Annotated in this window: 17 protein-coding genes; 8 read left to right on the forward strand and 9 right to left on the reverse strand. The window is 71.9% G+C overall.

Annotated elements, in window-relative coordinates; all coding sequences use genetic code 11:
* Positions 1-157 precede the first annotated feature (157 nt).
* Positions 158-325, forward strand: coding sequence for a hypothetical protein (locus TR49_RS44220; protein WP_160311688.1), 168 nt, complete (start codon positions 158-160; stop codon positions 323-325).
* 73 nt (positions 326-398) lie between these two features.
* Here TR49_RS44220 and dacB read toward each other — a convergent pair whose 3' ends face one another.
* On the reverse strand, positions 399-2006 hold the full coding sequence (gene dacB / locus TR49_RS34530; RefSeq protein WP_052434900.1) for a D-alanyl-D-alanine carboxypeptidase/D-alanyl-D-alanine endopeptidase: 1608 nt from the start codon (positions 2004-2006) through the stop codon (positions 399-401).
* 270 nt (positions 2007-2276) lie between these two features.
* On the opposite strand from dacB, the gene TR49_RS34535 reads away from it, so the two are divergent.
* Positions 2277-4382 (forward strand): transglycosylase domain-containing protein, encoded by a 2106-nt coding sequence (locus TR49_RS34535; RefSeq protein ID WP_084725725.1) that lies wholly within the window; start codon positions 2277-2279, stop codon positions 4380-4382.
* Between the two features lie 43 nt (positions 4383-4425).
* On the opposite strand, the gene TR49_RS34540 is transcribed toward TR49_RS34535, so the two are convergent.
* Entirely contained in the window at positions 4426-5121 is a 696-nt protein-coding gene (locus tag TR49_RS34540; RefSeq protein WP_236653657.1) for a polysaccharide deacetylase family protein, read from the reverse strand.
* A 459-nt stretch (positions 5122-5580) separates the two neighbouring features.
* Between TR49_RS34540 and TR49_RS44225 the strand changes: the two genes are divergently transcribed.
* Positions 5581-5727: a hypothetical protein gene (locus TR49_RS44225; RefSeq protein WP_160311689.1), complete on the forward strand. Its 147-nt coding sequence runs from the start codon at positions 5581-5583 to the stop codon at positions 5725-5727.
* 62 nt (positions 5728-5789) lie between these two features.
* On the opposite strand, the gene TR49_RS34545 is transcribed toward TR49_RS44225, so the two are convergent.
* The 6 genes from TR49_RS34545 to TR49_RS34570 form a co-directional block, all read right to left on the reverse strand.
* Positions 5790-8021 carry a collagenase gene (locus TR49_RS34545; RefSeq protein WP_063770248.1) on the reverse strand — a complete coding sequence of 744 codons (2232 nt, stop codon included), beginning with the start codon at positions 8019-8021 and terminating at the stop codon, positions 5790-5792.
* Positions 8022-8197: 176 nt separating this feature from the next.
* Positions 8198-9148 carry a LysR family transcriptional regulator gene (locus TR49_RS34550; protein WP_042389115.1) on the reverse strand — a complete coding sequence of 317 codons (951 nt, stop codon included), beginning with the start codon at positions 9146-9148 and terminating at the stop codon, positions 8198-8200.
* A gap of 134 nt (positions 9149-9282) precedes the next feature.
* Positions 9283-9537, reverse strand: coding sequence for a hypothetical protein (locus TR49_RS34555; protein WP_042389118.1), 255 nt, complete (start codon positions 9535-9537; stop codon positions 9283-9285).
* Positions 9538-9682: 145 nt separating this feature from the next.
* A complete protein-coding gene (pip, locus tag TR49_RS34560) occupies positions 9683-10642 on the reverse strand; it encodes a prolyl aminopeptidase (RefSeq protein WP_042389121.1) in 960 nt (319 codons plus the stop codon).
* Positions 10643-10719: 77 nt separating this feature from the next.
* Positions 10720-11916 (reverse strand): glycoside hydrolase family 3 N-terminal domain-containing protein, encoded by a 1197-nt coding sequence (locus tag TR49_RS34565; RefSeq protein WP_042389124.1) that lies wholly within the window; start codon positions 11914-11916, stop codon positions 10720-10722.
* 138 nt (positions 11917-12054) lie between these two features.
* Entirely contained in the window at positions 12055-12765 is a 711-nt protein-coding gene (locus TR49_RS34570; protein WP_063770249.1) for a hypothetical protein, read from the reverse strand.
* A gap of 90 nt (positions 12766-12855) precedes the next feature.
* Here TR49_RS34570 and TR49_RS34575 point away from each other — a divergent pair, with 90 nt between their 5' ends.
* The 3 genes from TR49_RS34575 to TR49_RS34585 all read left to right on the forward strand — a co-directional run bounded on the left by TR49_RS34575 (position 12856) and on the right by TR49_RS34585 (position 14949).
* Positions 12856-13215: a VOC family protein gene (locus TR49_RS34575; protein ID WP_042389202.1), complete on the forward strand. Its 360-nt coding sequence runs from the start codon at positions 12856-12858 to the stop codon at positions 13213-13215.
* A 90-nt stretch (positions 13216-13305) separates the two neighbouring features.
* Positions 13306-14085, forward strand: coding sequence for a hypothetical protein (locus TR49_RS34580; RefSeq protein WP_042389126.1), 780 nt, complete (start codon positions 13306-13308; stop codon positions 14083-14085).
* A 123-nt stretch (positions 14086-14208) separates the two neighbouring features.
* Positions 14209-14949, forward strand: coding sequence for a G1 family glutamic endopeptidase (locus TR49_RS34585; protein WP_052434903.1), 741 nt, complete (start codon positions 14209-14211; stop codon positions 14947-14949).
* Between the two features lie 107 nt (positions 14950-15056).
* Here the strand turns inward: TR49_RS34585 and TR49_RS34590 are convergent, their stop codons facing one another.
* On the reverse strand, positions 15057-17186 hold the full coding sequence (locus tag TR49_RS34590; RefSeq protein ID WP_042389128.1) for an MMPL family transporter: 2130 nt from the start codon (positions 17184-17186) through the stop codon (positions 15057-15059).
* Positions 17187-17418: 232 nt separating this feature from the next.
* On the opposite strand from TR49_RS34590, the gene TR49_RS34595 reads away from it, so the two are divergent.
* Complete coding sequence (locus TR49_RS34595; protein WP_042389130.1) at positions 17419-17949, forward strand: VOC family protein; 531 nt, start codon at positions 17419-17421, stop codon at positions 17947-17949.
* Between the two features lie 82 nt (positions 17950-18031).
* Positions 18032-20200, forward strand: coding sequence for a GAF domain-containing SpoIIE family protein phosphatase (locus TR49_RS34600; RefSeq protein ID WP_236653658.1), 2169 nt, complete (start codon positions 18032-18034; stop codon positions 20198-20200).
* The last annotated feature ends 30 nt before the right edge of the window (positions 20201-20230 follow it).

Here is a 20230-nt window from a genome sequence, read left to right on the forward strand (position 1 = left end):
GTCCGGAGCAGCGCGAGCGGCGCAACCCGCCGCGTCAGCGCGGTCCGCGCCAGGGCTGACGGCCGCCCGCGCCGCCGCGCGGCGGCGCGGGCGGAGCGGTTTCCTCCGCCCGGTCCTGCGGGGACACTGCTGGGGACACAGCTCAGCAGGGGGGATCATGAAGTACTTCGCGAAGATGCGTCGCCCTACCGCGATCATCGCCCTGGCGGTGCTCGCCGTCGGCACGGCGATCGGCATCGCGCGGGCCGTCCAGGACGGCCCGGACTACACCGGGGGTCTGGGGCCCGCGCACGCCGTGGTGGGCTTCGGCCACCGGGCGCGCTGACGCGCTGACAGCGCAGAGCACCGCCGGTCGCGACCGGCGGTGCTCTCCTCGTACCCGGGGCCGTGCGCCTCTGTCAGAGGTGCGCCGAGGCCTCCTCCTGCAGCAGGGCGGAGATCTGGTTGGTGTCGTCGAAGATCCGGATCACGCCCTGGAGGTCGGGGGCGGTCGCGGAGTTGACGAGCACCACGAAGATGACCAGGTGGCCGTCGTTGGTCAGCAGGTAGCCCGCCTGGCTCTGGTCGGCCACCACGGGCCGCCCGTTCAGGTCGTCGATGCCGATGACGGTGCCGGGCTTGGCGAAGACCTTGCCCTTGGCCGGGCAGCCCGGGCAGGAGATCGCGTTCGAGCCGTTGACCCCCAGGATGGGCAGGGAGTACCGGAACGCGGTCGCGTCGGGGGTGTGCAGCCAGTAACCGAGGATCTCGGCGAGGCCGACCGGGGTGGCCTTCTCCGTCGCGTCGCCGCCGCGCCCGTCGTCGAACGCGAACTGGGTCGGGTCGACGTGCGCGACCTTGGTCAGGAAGTCGTGCTCGACCGCGAATCCGGCGCCGATGCAGTCCTTGCTGCCCGCCAGCACGGCCATGTTGCACAGGGCCAGGTTGGCGCCCAGGTTGTGACTGACCTTCAGGATGAGCTTGGCGTACTGCCGGTAGGGCGGGGAGACGAAGGCGGCCACCCGCGGGTCGCCGGCGTAGGACGCGGGCAGCGTGCGCTGCGGGTTGGGGCCGGTCGGCCTCGCGGTGACGGTGACGCCCGCGCGGCCGAGCGCCTCGATCAACGCGGTGCGGCCGAAGGCGTTGGGGTCCTTGATGTCGGAGGTCCGCAGCTGGGGCTCGCTCCCGGCCGCGATGGTGCCGGACAGGGTGATCCGGGTGCCGTCACGGGAGGCGCTGACGGTGATGTTCGTCGTGCCCCCGGCCGGGACCGTCTTCACGTGGGACACGACGCGGTACGGCGCGACCTGCGGGCGCCAGAACAGCTTGGCCGTGTGTCCGGGGGTGGTCGGGGTGGTGAGCAGGTCGATCAGGTTGTCGTTGATGATCAGCGGGGTGGGCTGCGGGTCCAGGGCCGGGGGCGTGAAGATCCTGGGGTCGATGACCACGTTCCCGTCGACGCGGGTGATGCCGGACGCGCGCACCTGCCGGGCGATCCGGTTCAGGCCCGCGAGCGGGTTCTCCGGGGTGAGGGTGGCCCCGGGCAGGTCGTTGGCGGACGTGTGGTCCACATTGGTGTAGTCGACCGAGCCGTCCGGCTTGGTGCGGCCGCCCATCGTCAGGTCGCCCTGGGCCACCAGCGCCAGGTTCCCCTGCAGCGTGGAGCCGCGGCGCGTGCCGGTCGCATAGACGGGTGTGGTGAACCGGTGGTCCGGGCCGAGGCTGTGCCAGGCCGCCGAGATGGTGACGAGCTTGGTGTCCGAGCCTGGGACGAAGGACTGGCGCGCGAACTGGGAGTGGATCACCGTGCCGTCCGAGGGGTCGACCTCGTACAGACCCCACTGCGCGTGCTCGTATCCCGGCTTGTGCATGATCGCCTCGACGGCGGGCGGGATGGGGAAGGCGTGGTCGTTCGCGCGCGCGGACGCGGTCGCCAGCGCAGTCGGTGCGGTGGCCGCCACGCTCGCCGCGGTCACGAGCGCGACGCAGGCGGCGGCCCAGGGCCGCAGCCGGCCCCTACGGAACATCGGTTTCACGGGATTCATGCACACCGTCGATTCTGGAAGGCGGACCTGGTCCGATATATCCTTAATTGCACTGATTTCCGCGGCAGCATCGTACGTCCCCGGACCCCGCGCACCCGCCGGCCCCACCGGCGGATGACGGCATGTCAGGCTCAGATCACCCCTTCGGCGGACCGCCTTGACGGGCGGTGAACAGCCGACGCACAGCGGGTTGTCGCACAGTTGTGACGCTGCACGAACCGTTTCAGCGATCTTGGTGCTTAGGGTTGGGCCGTGGCACCGACGCGTTCCGATAACCCAGGCATATCCCAGCAGCACTCGCCCCGACGTGTCGGGCGCACACTCCTCCTCGCCGCCCGGCTGGTCGGCGTCAGCGCACTGGCGGGCGTGGTCGTCGCCGGCCTCGCACTCCCGGCCGTCGGCGGTCTGGGCCTCGGCGCCAAGGGCGCCGCCGACAGCTTCAACAGCCTCCCCGGCGATCTCGTCGTGCCGACGCTCTCGCAGGCCTCGAAGATCTACGACGCCGACGGCGGCGTGATCGCCACCGTCTACTCACGGGACCGGACGGTCGTGCCGCTGAGCAAGGTCGCGCCGGTGATGCAGAGCGCACTCGTGGACATCGAGGACCACCGCTTCTACCAGCACGGCGCCATCGACCTCCAGGGCACGCTCCGCGCGCTGCTCAGGGACGGCGCCAGCGGCGGCGTCTCCCAGGGCGGTTCGACGCTGACCCAGCAGTACGTCAAGAACGTCTTCGTCGAGGAAGCCGGCGACAGCGCGGCCGCCGTCGCCGAGGCGACCCGGCAGACCCTCGGGCGCAAGATCCAGGAGCTGAAGTACGCGATCGAGCTGGAGCAGAAGCTCAGCAAGCAGCAGATCCTCGACAACTACCTGAACATCACCTACTTCGGCGGCGGCGCGTACGGCGTCGAGGCCGCTTCCGAGCTCTACTTCAGCGAGCACGCCGCCCAGCTGACCCTGCCCCAGGCCGCCATGCTGGCGGGCCTGGTCCAGTCGCCCTCCGCCTACGACCCGGTGCACGACCCGGCGGCGGCGCTCACCCGCCGCAACGAGGTGCTGGACGCGATGGCCACCTACGGCACCATCAGCAAGGCGCAGGACGCCCAGGCCAAGGCGAGCGGGCTCGGACTCAAGGTCACCGTCCCGAAGACCGGCTGCATCGCGGCCAAGCCCGGCGACGAGTTCTTCTGCAACTACGTGGAGCACGTGCTGCTGGACGACCCGGTCTTCGGCGCGACGCCGCAGGCCCGGCAGGCTCTGTTCGACCAGGGCGGACTGCGGATCAACACCACGCTCAACCCGCAGGACCAGTCCGCGGAGGAGCAGGCCATGCACGACAACATCTACGCGAGCGACAAGGCCGTCGCGGTCTCCAGCATGGTGCAGCCCGGCACCGGGCAGATCCTGGCGATGGCGCAGAGCCGCCCCTTCGGCCCCGGCGAGAACCAGACCGAGATCAACTACAACGTCGACGCGCTGCACGGCGGCGGCGAGGGCTTCCAGACCGGCTCGGTCTTCAAGGCGATCACTGCGGCCACCGCCCTGTCCGAGGGCTACCCGCTCACCTACCAGATCGACTCCCCCGCCGTGGCGGACTACCCGGCGATGACCGACTGCAACGGCGTGGTCCACCCGGCCGTCAGCGGCGACCGGAACGACACCCCCAAGCCGTACGGCAAGATCGACATGGTGACCGCCATGGCCAAGTCGGTGAACACCTACTTCGTCCCGCTGGAGGCCCAGGCCGGTCTCTGCAACGTCGTGCACATGGCCCAGCAGCTCGGCCTCGGCAACCAGGGCATGCTCAACCCGTCCGGGACCGCCCTGGAGCCGATCGCCCAGGCGCAGTCGCTGACCCTCGGCGTCAACGACCTGGCCCCGCTGCAGATCGCCGACGCCTACGCGGCCTTCGCGGCGAACGGCACCTACTGCGCCCCGACCGCCCTCACGTCCGTCACCAACGCGCAGGGCAGGAGCCTGGCGGTGCCGTCGGGCGACTGCCGGCAGGTGCTCCCGCCGACCGTGGCCCAGCAGGTCAACACGCTCCTCAACTCGGTCGTCTCGGACCAGGGCACCGGCGCCACCATCGGGCTCCCGTACTCGGACGCGGGCAAGACCGGTACGACGGACAGCGAGGCGCAGGCCTGGTTCGCCGGCTACACCGCCGAGCTCTCCGACGCCACCGTGGTCACCGACCCGAACCACCCGTTGAACTCCCTCAACGGCACGGACATCGGCGGCAGGAGCTACGACCCCGCCTACGGCTACCTCACCGCCGGTCCGGTCTGGCACGAGGCCATGGTCGGGGCCATGCGGGGCCTCCCCAACAACCCGCTGACCTTCGCGCCCGTCCAGTGAGCCCGCGCCGGGGCCACCGTGCCCCGGCCGGTTCGGCGCCGCGTCACGCGTAGTGGGTGATGTCCGCGACGGTGAAGCCCTGGGCCTGGATGTGCCGGTACAGGTTCGCCATCATCTGCACCATGGTCTCGCCCTTCAGCTGCGCCGGACCGCGGAAGTGGCAGAGGATGATGTCGCCGGGCCGGAGCCGGTGCGCGGCGGTCTGGTACTGCATGTCGTGGATCTCCATCGACTCCTTCCACAGCATCATGCCCCGCAGTCCGGCCTCCTTGACCGCCGTGACGGTCGTGGCGTTGTAGTTGCCGCCCGGCGGCCGGAAGATGTACGGCGTCGTGCCGTACTCCCGCTTGAGCTTCTCCTGCTGCCCGGCTATCTCCTCCAGCTGGCGCGCGGCGGACATCCGCGGCATGGCCAGCGGGTGGGTCAGCGTGTGGTTCTGGATCGACACGTACCCGGTCGCGTACAGCTCGGCGAAGTAGCGGTAGTCGTCCCTGATCAGGGTGTCCGCAAGGCTCAGCGTCAGCGGGATCTTGAAGTCCTTGACCATCTGGACGAACGCCGGGTCCTTCTCCACCCCGTCGTCGATGGTGACGAAGACGACCTTCTCGGTGATCGGGACCCGCGAGAAGACGAGCGGGTGCGCGGCGTTCAGCGTGACCGGCTTGACCGAGGGCGGGGGCGGCGGCGGGGCGAAGGGCTTCAGCCCCGGGTAGCGCCGGGCTATCAGTTCGGCGTCCACCCCGCTCGCCGGGGTGGACGAACTCGCCGAGGGAGTCGGCGACGGACCCGTTCCCGCGGCGTCCGAGGAGGAGCGGCCCCCGGTGCTGCCGCACGCCGTCGCGAACGAGCCCAGGGAAGCGAGAACCGCCGCGCCGCCCAGGAAGCGCCGACGTGACCACGAGGGTGTCCATAGTTCCGTCACAGGTCAGAAGCTCTCATGGCGTCCACAGCAACTTCAAACCACCCTGGCACAGGGTGGCTGATCACAACCTGATTCATACCGGGCGGCAGATATGTCAAAGTACGGTGCGAATAGGACGGAGTACGACCGAAGAGAGCAGAAACGGGCCGGGCGCCGCCACGATGGCGGCCACCCTCACCTGGGGCCCCTGGCCGTGGCGCCAGTCCGTGACCGTCCGGCCCGGCGGGCTGAGGCGGCAGGCGCGGCCGGCCGGCGGCCGGAATTTTTCGCGATCGTTTGTCCGCGCCCGGTCGATGTTGGCTGCGCACCGCCGCGCCTCCACCCGGCAACTCCCCGGTCCCGGCCGGCTACTGGGTCGCCGCCGACTGCCTCCAGGCCGCGGCCTGCGGGATGTACCAGGCCGAGAAGCTGAGCAACAGCTGACCCACCCCGCCCCGGGCCGCCCCGGCGCGGGGGGCTCGTCCTCCCGCGCCGGGGCTTCGGGATCAGCCCCGTTTGACCGTGATCTGCTGGGAGGTGGTCGCGGTGCGGCCGTTGCCGTCGGTCACGGTGAGGGTGACCAGGTAGCTGCCCGGCTTGGCGTACCTCTTGGTCGGCGAGGCGGCGGTGGAGTGGGTGCCGTCGCCGAAGTCCCAGGCGAACGAGGTGATCCTGGCTTTTCCGACGTCGCCGGACCGGTTGGTCAGGCGCAGCGTCAGGCCGCCGGTGGTCGCCCGGAACGCGGCCGTCGGCGCGCCCGCGCCGACGCAGGCGCCGGTCGCGCAGGCGTCGAGCCAGCGGGCGAAGTCGGCGTCGTAGCGGGTGCCGAGGCCGTCGTAGACCGCGTAGCCGCCCTTGTAGTCGCCGACCCGGAAGCGGGCCAGCATCTGCTGGACGATCGCGGGGTGCTTCTCGACCATGTACCGGACGGCCAGGTAGCCCCACGGGTAGGTGCGGGTCACGTCGCTGTTCTCGTAGGTGTTCTGGAACAGCGTGCTCAGCGCGTAGGTGTGCTTGGCCGCCTCGGCGACCGCCTCGGTGTCGGTGACGCCGCGGTAGGTGTAGGAGACGTACTCGGCCACGCCCTCGATCCACCAGACGTCCGGCACGGTCGTCTCGGCGGTGAAGTCGCCCAGCATGTCGTAGCGGCCGTCGAGGTCGTGGGTGAACTCGTGGTTGAGGTTCCAGACCCGGGCGGTGAAGCCGTCGTCCTTCGGCTGCTGGTAGACGATCGACATCGGCTGGTTCTTCGGGTCGGCCGGGTCGCCGGTCAGGGTGATGCCGCCGTTGTCGGTGTCGACCCCGAAGATCGCGCCCGCGTAGGTCTGGTAGTCCGCCGGGCTCGCGAACACCACGAACCTCACCGTGTTCTCGTACTGGTGGGGCAGCGGCCGGGTCCGTCCCACCAGCTTCTGGACGAACGGGTCCTGGCCGCGCAGGCTGGCGCAGACGGCGGCGAGGTCGGCCGGGGTGAGTGCCTGGGCCTGGACCGTGTGCGCGGCGTCGCAGGTGTGGTTGATCGGCAGGGCCGCCTTGGTCAGCCGCTGCGGCAGGTCGCACACGCCGTAGTAGCCGCAGTCGGACTGGTCCTCTCCCGCGGCGAGACCGGCCACGCCCACCCAGAGCGGTGCGGTCCGGCCGGTGATCGAGGAGGCGTCGAGCAGGCCCTTGACCAGCGGTCGTACCGTGCTCCGCAACGCCGGGTGCTCGACGAACCGCGCGGTCTCCACACCGGCGTTGGCGTCGAGGAACGCGTTCGCCGTGCCGAGCAGGCCGGTGTGGTGCAGGGCGAACGCGTCGAGGGTGCGGACCACCGACGGGTCGGCGGTGACCGCGGCGACGAAGTCCGGGAACTGGTGGCCCCGGTAGAGCGGGGTGAAGACGTCGTTGACGAAGTTCACCATGTACCAGGAGGAGTCGTAGGCGGCGCTGTAGCCGTCCAGCACCCGCTGGTACAGGGGGAGGTAGCGGGCCTGGAGGTCGGCGCTGTCGGTGAGGACCACGACGTCCCCGGCGACCTCGCCATTGGCGTCGCTGACGTCGCCGAAGTGCGGTGAGGCGACGAAGGCGTCGATGCCCCCGGCGACCGCCGAGGTGAGCGCGGAGTCGTAGGCGCCCACGTCGGCGCTGTCGTTGAACTGCACGTAGTAGCCGGCGCGGAGGAAGAGGACCAGCTGCCAGATGCCGGTCGAGTCGTCGCCGGTGTACGCGTGCGCGGCCGCCGTGAAGGCGTCGGCTATGGACGTCATCCGGCTCTCACGGAACACCGCGCCGGCCTCGGGGCCGGTGGCGCCGAAGAGGGTGTCGACGCAGTCGGTCGTCGCGGACTCGACGAAGGAGACCAGGGCGGCGCCGCTGCGGCTGCCGAAGTCGGCGGGCGTGCAGGACGCCGTCGCGGGACGGGCCGGCGCGCCCGGCCGCGGCGAGGTCGGCAGGGTCGGCGAGGACGGCTGGGTACGCGGCGGAAGCTGGGCCGCGGTCAGGCGCCCGGTCTGCACCGCCGCCTGGTCGGCGGTCCCGCCGGTGCGCGCACCGGTCGGCGGCAGCGGGCCGGCCGTGCGCGCGAGGGCCTGGGCGTCAGCGGGGTGTGCGTCAGCGGGGTGGGCGTCACCGGCGGATGCGGGGCCGGGGTCCGCGGTGGGCGCGGCAAGGCTGGGCGCCGCGAGCAGCCCGACGCAGGCCGTGGCCGTCGCCAGGGCGACGGCCAGTCTTCCGGACAGGGGAGATCGGTGACGCATCGTCACTCCTTTGCGGACCGTGCACGGATGCGCCTCGCAGGGGGAGCTGAGGCGTGTGTGGCACCGTCTCACCGCCGCCCGCAGGTCCACAATAAGGTGTGACATAGCATATGTCGGTGAACGGACATAACGCCGAGCCCCGAGCAGTCAGCCCGGAGCCAGTCAGCCCCCGGCGGTCAGCCCCGCAGGGCCCAGCTCTGGAAGTGCGCCGCCTGCGCGATCAGCTCCCGGTAGGACGCGGTGGCGGCGCCGTGGAGCGTCTCGGCGAGCTCGTCCGGCACCCCTTCACGCCGCCAGACGAGCAGATAGCGGCACCACAGCGGAGTGCCCGCCAGCGGTCTGACCACGACGCCCGAGATCGGCCGCAGCGTCGCCTGCACCACCGAGACGCCCAGGCCGTCGGCGATCATGTGCTGCAACTGGAGCTGGTCGCCCAGGAATTCGTGCACCGCCGCGGGGGCGAACCCGGCCCGGGCGCAGGCGGCGTGGAACACCCCAGGCCAGCCCGCACCGTCGTCGGGCGTCACGAACCAGGCGTCCTCGGCGAGTTCGGCCAGCTCGACCTCGGACCGGTGCCGCAGCCGGTGACAGGCGGGCAGCGCCACGAACGACGGCTCGGTCACGATGCCGCGGTGCCGGACCGCCTCGGAGTGGCGCAGGTCCAGACCCGGGTAGTCGGCGGCGACGGCGGCGTCGAGTTCGTCCCGCTCCAGCAGCCCGACGATGTCGGAGGAGGCGTATACGCTGCTCACCTGTAGCGTCAACTCCGGCTCACGGCTGCGCAGTCGGGACACCAGGCCGGGCAGCACGGGCGAGTTGGTGGACGCCAGCCGCAGGGTGCGCCGCGCGTCGGCGGCCGGGGCCGCCTCTCCGGCCGGACGGCCGGCGATCGCGTCCATCCGCGCCAGCACGTCCCGCGCGCGGCGCAGCACCTCCGCGCCGTAGGGGGTCAGTTCCACGCCCCGGTGGTTCCGCTGGAACAGCGCCTCCCCGAAGTGCCGCTCGATCCGGCGCAGCTGGGTGCTCATGGCAGGCTGCGAGTAGCCGAGCCCGGCGGCGGCGCGGCTGACGCTCCCCGCGTCCGCGATCGCGCACAGCGCCCGCAGATGCCGCAGCTCCAACTCCACCCGCGCACGCCCCCTCGGTCGCGCGGCCCGACCGCCCGGACCCGACGCCAACGGATCGTAGTCACCGACCCGTTGTCACGGACCCGCCGATCGGCTGCCGGACCGCGCACATCGGGGGGACGTCGCGCAGCCGGTCAGGGGAGCATGCCCAGGCCGCCGACCGCGCCCGGGACCATGCCCAGCGCGGTCGGCGCCATGCCGATGCCGCCCGTGAGCGCACCCGCGCCGGTGAGGGCGCCGCCCGTGACCAGCTTCATCGGCGAAACGTTCTGGAGGTTGTGCGCGGGCCCGGGCGCGTCGGCCGACGCGGGTGTGGCAGCGCCGAGAGCGGCGGCGGCCCCGGCGGCGAGGGCGGCGGTGGAGAGGAGGCGACGGCGGAGGTTGGTCATGCACGAAGAACGATCCGCCGCCGCGATGGGCAACGCCCATACGCGAAGAACAGCACGTTCGGGCCAGCCCGCCGGCCACCGGGCGCCGCCGCCTCACCCGCCGCCCGCCGCTCTCCACCCGCCGCCCTTCACCCGAGACGGCGGGTCAGCGGTCCTTGAACTCCTCGATCGCGGTCCGGACGGTCTGGCCCAGCGCCTCGCTGCCGGCGTGGCCGGAGTCCTCGACGATGTGGAGCGTGGCCTCCGGCCACCGCTTCGCCAGCTCCCAGGCTGTCTGCGGCGGGCAGCCCATGTCGTGGCGCCCGTGCACCAGCACGGTCGGAATCCCGGCCAGCTTGTGGGCGTCGCGCAGCAGTTGGTCCTCGTCCAGCCACGCGCCGTTGCTGAAGTAGTGGGCGCAGATCCGGACGAAGGCGATCTGCGCGTCGACCTCGCGGTCGCTGTACATGCCGGGGACGCCGTTGGGCTCGTTCGAGATCACCGCGTCCTCCCAGGCGAGCCAGTCGGCGGCCGCCTTCTCCCGGACGGCGCGGTCGGGGTTCTCCATCAGCCGGGAGTAGGCCGCGAGCAGGTCCCCGCCCCGTTCGTCCTCCGGCACGCCGTCGCGGAACCGGTCCCAGGCCTCGGGATGGAACTGACCCGCGCCCCGGTAGAGCCAGTCGATCTCGGAGCGACGGGTCGTCGTGACCGCCGGGATGACCATCTCGGTGACCCGCTCGGGGTGCTGCTGCGCGTAGGCCAGGACCAGCGTGGAACCCCAGGAGCCGCCGTTGAGCAGCCAGCGCTCGATGCCGAGGTGTTCGCGCAGCCGCTCCATGTCGTCGATCAGGTGCTGCGTGGTGTTGAGGCTCATGTCCGCCGCCGGATCGCTGGCGTGCGGGGTGCTGCGGCCGCAGTTCCGCTGGTCGAAGCGGATGACGCGGTACCGCTCTGGATCCCAGGCGCGCGTCGGGCGCTGCGGCGCGCCCGAGCCCGGGCCGCCGTGGACGTTCAGGGCCGGCTTGCCCCGGGGGTTGCCGAGCTGTTCGTAGTAGATGCGGTTGCCGTCTCCGGTGTCGAGGTAGCCACTGTCGTAGGGACCGGTCGGAGGGTAGAGATCAACCATGACCCCTGATCCTAGGCAGCGTTCGCCGTCCGCCCCAGCGGAATTCAGGACGGACGGCGATTCTGTCGGGCGGACGTTCAGCAGAGGTTGACGTGGCGGACGGCCAGGACCTGCCCGGCGGCGTCGATGAGGCGGGCGCGGGAGAGGTGGCCGCCGGCGACGGCGCCGGTGACCGCCGTCGCGATCGCGTTCGTCTCGCTGCTCACGTTGGAGACGAGGCCGAACATGACGAGGTCGGCGCCGGAGTTGAGCGCCTGGACGGCCGCCGCCGGGACGCTGAAGCCGGCCGCGGAGACGGCCTTGGCGGTCAGCGAGTCGGTCAGCACCAGGCCGTGGAAGCCCAGTTTGCCCTTGAGCTCGTAGGTGATCTGGGTCGGCGACAGGCCGCCGGGGTTGGTCGCCAGCCCGGGGACCGTGGCGTTGGACATCATCACGGCCGGAGCCCCGGCGGCGATCGCCGAGGTGAAGGGCGGCAGGCCCACCGCCTTCTCGGTCGCCCACGTCAGGGTGTGCGCGGGCCCGTCGTCGGTGTTGTAGCTGGCTCCGCCGAGGCCGGGGAAGTGCTTGAGCACCGGGATGACCCCGGCCGAGCGCAGGCCGTTCATGTAGGCGACCGTGTCGCGGGCCGCGACGCCCGTGTTCCCGCTGAAGGAGCGCCAGCCGTCCGGATCGGTGGCGCCGGGCGCGACGTTGCGGCCGTCGACGTCGGCGACCGGGGCGAGATCCATGTTCACGCCGGCGGCGGCCATCTTCTTGCCGACCGCAGCGACGTTCGCCTGGATCTGCGCCGCCGTCCAGTGCGCGCCCATGTAGGCGGGCCAGGGCAGCGATCCGACGAGGTTGGCCATGCGCTGGATCCCGCCGCCCTCCTCGTCGGTCATCACGAGCAGTCCGAGGTGGCCCGGCACGTGCGAGCGCAGCGTGGTGAGCTGGGAGCCGAGGTTGGACGGGGCGGAGCTGCCGAAGAGCAGGACCGCGCCCGCGCCTGCGGTGACCTCCGCGGTGACGGCGGACGGCGTGGTCTCCGACACCGGGACCGCGATCGTCATCATCGCCAGCCGCTGGTTCGACCAGGTGGCGAGCCGGCTCGCGTTCGTGCAGGTGGTGGCGGCGACGGCATCCGCCGCTGGTTGCGCGGCGGACGTCCGGGCGGTCGGACCGGACAGGGCGGCGGCGCAGCCCGACAGCAGCATCGCGAAACCGAGGGTGACGGCGGAGGCCCGCACCGGCAGTCCGCGTGAGGCGGAGGCGGTGGGAGAGGGATGCAGTCTCATGGCTGACTTCGTTCGAGGAGAGAAGGGACGAGACCGGGCGAGGCGAGTGTGCCCCATATCTGTGGTGCCGTATACATGGTGCGCCGCCGAGCCGCCTCGCACACGGAGAACTTCCTGCCAGCGGCACGGGACAAGCAGTCACGAGAGGATGTTGATGGCGCGGGCGATCACCAGGCCGACCACCACCAGTGAGACGGCCGCCTGGGTCATCATCAGCAGCTTGGCCCACGGCTTGATCGCGGACACGTCGGTCGGGCTGAACGCCGTCGCGGTCCAGAAGGCCAAGGACAGGTAGTCCACGTAGACGGGGACCCAGTCCGGCGGCCCGAAGCCCCCGTGCTGCATCTCGGGGAAGACGAAGGCCGGGTTCGCGAACGGCCGGTGGGCCCGCGCCGCCGCACCGCCGCGGTCCAGGTCCCAGTACCAGAGGCCGAAGGTGATGATGTTGGTCGCCCAGATCACCCCGCCGGTCTCGAGCAGGCCGGTCGCGTTGTTCGCATACAGCTTGTTGTTGGTGAGGATCTCGGCGACCAGCCGCCCGGCGGCGAAGAGGTTGGCTGTGGTGATGGCGGCGATGAGCAGGCTGGTCACCACGCGCAGCCAGGTGCGGCGCCGGTCGATGCGCCCCGGGTCCCCGACGATCAGCACCGTAAGCAGCGTGATCACGGCCGAGGGCACCAACCAGCGCGGCGCAGCCCGGTAGTCGGTCGGCAGGACCAGGTGCAGCGCCGCGGCCACCAACACCGCCAGCGCCACCGGCCACCAGTGCTCACCGCGCGCCGCCGGATCGCCTGCCGGATCGCCTTCCGCCGCCGGGGTCGGACCGCCCCGCTCAGGATCCGTTGCCACGGCTCATTGTCGGCGGCGGACGGCGGCGGTCCGCGTTGCGACACGCACGCGGACCGGCTCACCGTGCGGCCGTGCTGGCAGGATGACGGCATGGAACGTGTGCTTGGAATCGGTGGTTACTTCCTGCGGGCCGCCGACCCGGCGGCTCTCGGCGCGTGGTACCGGGACTGCCTGGGTCTGGACGCGGACGAGAACGGCCTGTGGCGGCCGGAGGCCGGGCCGACGGTGTTCGCGGCGTTCGAGTCCGGGACGGACTACTTCGGGTCAGGCTCTCAGCAGACCATGCTCAACTTCCGGGTGCGCGACCTGGACGCGATGCTCGCGCAGCTGCGCGCCAAGGGGGCGGACGTCGCCGAGGAGACGCAGGACATGGAGGGTGTCGGCCGGTTCGGCTGGGTGACCGATCCGGAAGGCAACCGGGTCGAGCTCTGGCAGCGTCCCGTGCAGTAGGTTCGGGGGTCGGCCCCGACCGCACGGCCCGGGGAGACGCTCATGCACGCAGGAAGACCGTCCGCGAGAAGATCCGGACGATGGCTCACGGTGGGGGCGGTCGCGACCGCGACGGCGCTCGGCTTCTCGGGGACCGCCTGGGCCGGGGGTGTGCTGCCGAGCGGGACGGCGGTCTCCTCGACGGTGGCTCAGGGGTACGACTACACCACGTCGTACGACTACTGGTCGGTGGCCGCGGTCCAGCCGTCGTCCGGGGCGAACTACGGGCTCACCCTGCTGAACGCCGGCGGCGGCTCGGTGGGCGGCAGCAACGTGGGGGCGAACAGGACCAACTTCGTCGCGGTGGACTCCAACTCCGGCACGGAACCGTTCGGCACCTGGTACCCGCAGGTCGTCCAGCACACGGCGGGCTCGTACTGGGTCGAGGCCCAGTACGGCGCGAAGGTCACGAACATCCCGGCGCCGACGCACCACGGCACCACCGGGGCGGGCGACCCGGACATCGCCTTCTCGGTGCTGAACGGCAACCAGGTGGCGACGATCTCGGACATCTATCTGACCGCGGGCGAGTCGTTCTGGGCCTCGACGCCCACCGCGGCGCAGTCGCTGTACCTGCTGGAGGCCACCCCGGGCCAGTCGTCGACCTACGCGCAGGGCCGGAGCACGGCCGCCGCCACGCAGAGCACCAAGGTGGTCGACAACTGCACCCTGTACACGGCCAAACAGACCGGGTGGCACGCGCTGGTGCTGGTCGGGGACGCCCCGCTGACCGGTAACTCCCAGGCGGGCATTGCGATCGGCGTCCACCAGTACGACCCGAGCCAGCCGACCTACTGCCCGATGGCGGACTTCCCCGGCCCCACGCCCTGACGCCAGGCGAACCGAAAAGTCATATGAACCATCCCCCTGGCCATTGACATGGCCAGGATGAGTCTGAATCCTCTGTCGCACCGCCAGAACGCCTGAACCACAGGCATGTTGACAGGGGAAACCATGCGCCGCACCATCTCGGCCGCGCTCCTCACGCTCGGCCTCGCCGCCACCCTCACCGTCCCGGCCACCGGCTCCGCCTCGGCGGCCGGGACGTCCGCGCCGGTGCCGCACCTGACCCACCGGATCGACCGCCACGCCAGCGGCGACTCCAACTGGGGCGGCTACGCCGTGACCGGCGGAACCTACCGGACCGTCACCGGCAACTGGACCGTCCCGGCGCTGGACTGCTCCGCCACCTCGGGCGACATATCCTTCTGGTCCGGGCTCGACGGATGGAGCAGCAGCAGCGTCGAGCAGATAGGCCTCGACGCCGTCTGCACCCGCAAGGGCGCCGTGCAGTACAACCCGTGGGTCGAGATGTACCCGGCGAACTCGATCTACTTCACCGAGACGGTGAAGGCCGGCGACACCATGACCTCCTCGGTGACGACCAACGGCAGCGGATCGTTCACGCTCACCCTCGCCGACCCCACCCGGGGCTGGACCAAGACCTACACCAAGACCCTGGCGAGCGCGCCGCTGAGCTCGGCCGAGGTCATCGTCGAGGCGATCGGCAGCGCCAGCATCCCGGCCTGCCCCGACTTCCACCAGGTCCAGTTCACCGACGTCACCGCCAACGGCCAGGCGTTCGCCTCCGCCGGAACGGTGAACACCACCAACCTCGAACGCGGCGGTGTCCTGCTCACCCAGGACGGCACCCTGAGCGGCACCTCCTTCCCGGTCTCCTGGCTGCACGCCTGACCCGACGAAGCTCGGCGCGCGAATGACGGCGCGGCAGCCGCGGATTCCGCGACTGCCACGCCGTGTGTTCAAGACGTGCTCAGGTCCTCACTTCCCTACGGTCCGCGTCAGCGACGCTGCCCGCTGCGCTGCCGGGACGGGTTCGGCACCCGGCCGGCCGCGACCACCTCGTGCTCCGCGCCGCGGCCCAGGGAGCTGGGCCACCAGAGCCGGTGGTCGAGGTCCATGGCCAGCGCCGTCACCAGCACCGAGCGGACCACGAAGGTGTCCAGCAGGACGCCGAGGCAGACCGCGAAGCCGATCTCGGCGAAGCTCACGATGGGCAGCGAGCCCAGCACCCCGAACGTGCTGGCCAGGATCAGACCCGCGGAGCTGATCACACCGCCGGTGGCCGCCAGGGCCGCCAGCGAACCCGCCCGGGTGCCCCGGTGGGCCGACTCCTCGCGCACGCGCGTCATCAGGAAGATGTTGTAGTCGATGCCGAGCGCGACCAGGAAGACGAAGACGAACAACGGGAACGCGTTGTCCTCGCCCTGGAAGTGGAACAGGTGCTGGAAGGCGAACGCGCTGACGCCGAGCGCCGCCGCGAAGGACAGCACCACGGTCAGGATCAGCACGACCGGCGCCACCACCGCCCGCAGCAGCAGGCCGAGGATGAGCAGCACGACCACCAGTACCAGCGGGATGATCACCTTGTTGTCGTGGTCGGAGGCCCGGGCCACGTCCAGCTTGACCGCCGTGTCGCCGCCGAGCAGGGCGTGCGCGCCGGGCACCGCGTGGACGGCGGCGCGGGCCGCGTCCACGGTGTTCTCGGCCGCGGTGCTGTCCGGGGCGTTGGTCAACGTGCCGGTGAAGTAGGCGAGATCGCCCTTCACCCGGGGCGTGGTGACGTCGGTGACGCCGGGGACGCCCTTGAGCGCCGTGACGACCTGGTCCGCACCGGAGGCGTCGGAGACCACCTGGAGCGGCGAGCCCGTCCCGGCCGGGTAGTGGGCGTCGATCACCGACTGGGCCGTGATCGAGTCCGGCTTGTTGGTGAAGGTGCCGGTGTCGCTCAGACCGTCGGCCTTGAGGCTGAACAGGCCCAGCGCCAGCGCCCCCAGCACCACCGTGGTGCCGATCCAGACGAACCGCGGGCGACGCGCGACGGCGCCGCCGACGCGGGCCCACACACCGGTCTCGGTCGGCTCGGCGGTGCCGAAGCGCGGCCGGGACGGCCAGAAGACCCAACGCCCGAAGATCACCAGCAGGGCCGGCAGCAGCGTCAGCATCGCCAGCAGCGCCACGGCGACGCCGATGGCACAGACCGGTCCGAGGCCGCGGGTGGAGTTCATCTGGGCGGCCGTCAGGCAGAGCATGGACACCGCGACGGTGGCCGCGCTGGCCATGATGGCCGGACCGGCGCGGTGCAGGGCCGCCGCCATGGCCTCGTGGCGGTCCTCGTGCCGGCGCAGCTCCTCGCGGTAGCGGGCCACCAGCAGCAGGGCGTAGTCCGTCCCCGCGCCGATGACCAGCACCGTCAGGATGCCCGCGCTCTGTGCGTTGACGGTCAGTCCGGCATGGGTGGCCAGCAGGTAGATGACCGCCTCGGCGACGGTCAGCGCCAGGCCGGAGGAGATCAGCGGCAGCAGCCACAGCGTCGGGCTGCGGTAGGTGAGCAGCAGCAGGATGATGACGATGCCCAGGGTGGCGTAGAGCAGCGTGCCGTCGATGCCGGTGAACGCCTTGCTCTGGTCGGCGCCGAAGCCGCCGGGGCCGCCGACGTGCGCGACCAGCCCCGGATCGCCGTGGTTGGCCGTGGCGCGCATCGAGTCGACGAGCGAACCGATGTCGGTCCAGCCGCCGTTGGACAGGTTGATGACGACGGCGACGGACAGCGCCTTGCCGTCCTGCGACGGCTGCGGCGGCGTCTCCGGCCCGACCACGTGGGCGAGCTTGGCGAACGTCTGCGCGTCGGACGCGGCCTTGGCCTGGTCGGCGGGGGTGATCCCGCTGTCACGCGAGTAGACGACGATGGTGGGCATGGTCTGCGTGGAGACGAACTGTCCCTGCAGATTCACCACCTTCGTGGACTCCGCATTGCCGGGCAGCCAGCTCGACGTCTGGTTGTTCTCGGCGCCGGTGAGCTTGCCGGCTAATTGGCCGAGCGCCATCAGCAGCAGGATCCACACGGCCAGGATCACCCACTTGCTGCGGCGTCCGGAAGGAAGGGCGGCAAGCCGCCGGGTGAAGTTCATCAGTAGGTAGCCCCCACTAGAGACAGCGCTGGTCAGCGCGTCAAGCGTGACGGGGCCCACTCGACTCCCGGTCGTGAACCGGTCGTGTCCGAAAAATGGGCCTGTTCCGTGCGGCCCGTTCCGGGGCGGCCCGCGCTCGGGGGCCGGGAACAGGCGGGCCGCGCTCGGGCGGGCCGGGAACAGGCCGGCCGCGCATGAGGCGCGGCGGATGCGCAGGCGGGACACTGGCGGCATGAACGCCCCCGATCCCGCGACCGTCGCCGCCAGAGCCGCCGAGCGCGAGCGGCTGCGCGCCGCCCATCTGCGCCCGCTCGGGCGACGTCCCGCCTCCTCCGCGCGCGGCATCCACCACACGGCGCTGATCAGCAGCGACGTGGAACGGACCATCCGCTTCTACCAGGACCTCCTGGAGTTTCCCCTCACCGAACTGATCGAAAACCGCGACTACCCGGGGTCCTCGCACTTCTTCTTCGACCTCGGCAACGAGAACCTGCTCGCCTTCTTCGACTTTCCGGGCCTGGACGTGGGCCCCTACGCCGAGGTGCTGGGCGGGCTGCACCACATCGCCATCTCGGTGGAGCCCGAACGCTGGCGACGACTGCGGCAGCGGGTCGCCGACGCGGGCGTCGCCCACGAGGTGCACAGCGACGTCTCGCTCTACTTCCGCGACCCCGACGGCGCCCGCATCGAACTGATCGCGGACCCGCTGGGCGAGATGTACGGCAGCGAGATCCTCGAACCGCGACCGACCGGGGCCGGCTGAGCGGCCCCGTCGAGTTGTTCGCCCGGGTGGGCGGGGTCAGGCTGATCTCATGGAGCCCGGGAGCCGAGAGCAGGCGGCCGGGGTGACCGGACGACCCCGCGCCGGCGAGATCGGGGCCGACCCGCTGCCCGGCATGTTCGCCCACGCTCCGGTGATCTTCGCCGCGCTCGGCGGGCCCACCCATCTGGTCGAGGGAGCCAACCAGGCGTTCTACGAGACGGTCGGCGTCGGCCGGGCCCGGGACGTGCTCGGCCGGCCGGTCGCGGAGGTCGTGCCCGAGCTGGTGCACCAGGGCCTGCTGCCCATGCTCGACTCCGTCTACCTGCGGGGCGAGCCGGTCGTCGCGCGCACGGCCGGCGTGCTGCTGGGGCCGGTCGGCAGGAGCCGCCTGCGGTACTTCGACTTCAGCTTCGAGCCGCGGCGGGACCGCGGCGGACGGGTCCGGGGCGTGGCCTTCCTGGCCGTGGACGTGACGCGGCAGCGCGCGGCCCACAAGCTGGCCGCCGAGCAGCAGGCGCTGCTGGAGCAGATCGCCCGCAACGCGCCGCTCGCCGAGGTGCTGGACGGCATGTGCCGGGCGATCGAGAAGCTCTCCCCCAAGGTGCTCAGCTCCGTGCTGCTGCTCGACGAGACCGGGACCAGACTGCTGCACGGCGCCGCCCCGAGCCTGCCCGAGTTCTACAACGAGGCCATCGACGGTTGCCCGATCGGCCCCCACGAGGGTTCCTGCGGCACCGCCGCCTTCCGCCGCGAGATGGTCGTGGTCAACGACATCGCCACCGACCCGCTCTGGGCCGACTACCGGGAGCTGGCCAACCGGGCGGGGCTCGGCGCCTGCTGGTCGTCGCCGATCATCTCCAACGCGGGCGACCTGCTCGGCACCTTCGCCATGTACCACCGCACGCCGCGGGCCCTGCGCGAGGAGGATCTCGACCTCAGCATCGTCTTCACCCGCACCGCGGCGCTCGCGATCGAACGCCACCGCACCGAGGCCGCGCGGCAGCAGGCGCACGAGCGCGAACACGCGCTCAGCTCCGACCTGGAGTTCGTCCTTCGGACCAGCACCGCGGTCAGCGAGGAGGCGTCCTACCCGCAGAACCTCCAGCGGCTGGCGCGGCTCGCGGTGCCGGCTCTCGGGCCGGTCTGCGTGATCGACGTGCTGGAGTCCGGCCGCGTCCGGCGGGTGGCGGTGGCCGTCGCCCCCGAGCTCCCCCAGCGGGTGGAGGCGCTGCTGGCGGCCGAGGCGTCGGCCCACGCGGAGAACGGACCGGTCGGCCGGGTGCTGGCGACAGGCCGGAGCGAGATCGGTCATACCGCCCCGGGCGGCGCGTGGCAGGAGCTCGGTCTCGACATCAGCGGCCAGGTCTGCGTCCCGCTGACCGCGCGGGGACGCACCTTCGGCGCGCTGACCCTGATCTCGACCGTGGACCGGCCGCTGGGCGCCCGCGCGATCGCCCTCGCCGAGGAGCTCGCCCGCACCGCCGCGGCCGGCGCGGAGACCACCCGCCAGCACGCCCAGCGGGCCCGGCTCGCGCACGACCTCCAGGCGGGCCTGCTGCTCGCCGCACTGCCCGAGGTCCCCGGCGCGCGGCTGGCCGCCTCCTACCGGCCGGCGGGCGAGGGCCTGGACATCGGCGGCGACTTCTACGACGTCTTCGCACTCCCCGGGGACTGGTGGGGGCTCGTCATCGGCGACGTCTGCGGGCGCGGCGCCTACGCGGCGACCACGACGGCCCTGGTCCGCAACACCGCCCGCGCGGTCGCGCCGCTGCTGCCGACGCCGGGGGCGGTCGCGGAGGCGGTCAACGAGGCGCTGCTGGCCCGGCCGGACAGCGACGAGAGCTTCGTGACCCTGATCTACGCCGAACTGCGCCGGGTGCGCGACGGCATCGCCGTGAGCATGGTCCGGGCCGGCCACCCACCGCCGCTGCTGCACCGGGCCGACGGCACCGTGACCACCCCCAGCCCGGCCGGCGAACTCCTGGGGGTCTCCCCCGACCTCGAGCTGACGATGGAGTCCTTCACCATGCGCAGCGGCGACCACCTCGTCCTGGTGACCGACGGCATCCTGGAGGCCCGCGACCCGGCCGGCACCCTCTTCGGCGAGGACCGCCTCGTCTCCTCCCTCCGCCCGACCGCGGGCACCACGGACGCCGACCAGGTCCTCGACGCCATCACCGCGGCCGTCGACGGCTTTGCGGGCGGCCTCACCGACGACGACCAGGCCGCCCTGGTCCTGGTCGCCGAGTAGCCGGGGCCGAGTAGCCGGGGCCGGGCGGCC

The organism is Streptacidiphilus melanogenes, from assembly GCF_000787835.1.
GTDB classification, from domain to species: Bacteria; Actinomycetota; Actinomycetes; order Streptomycetales; family Streptomycetaceae; genus Streptacidiphilus; species Streptacidiphilus melanogenes.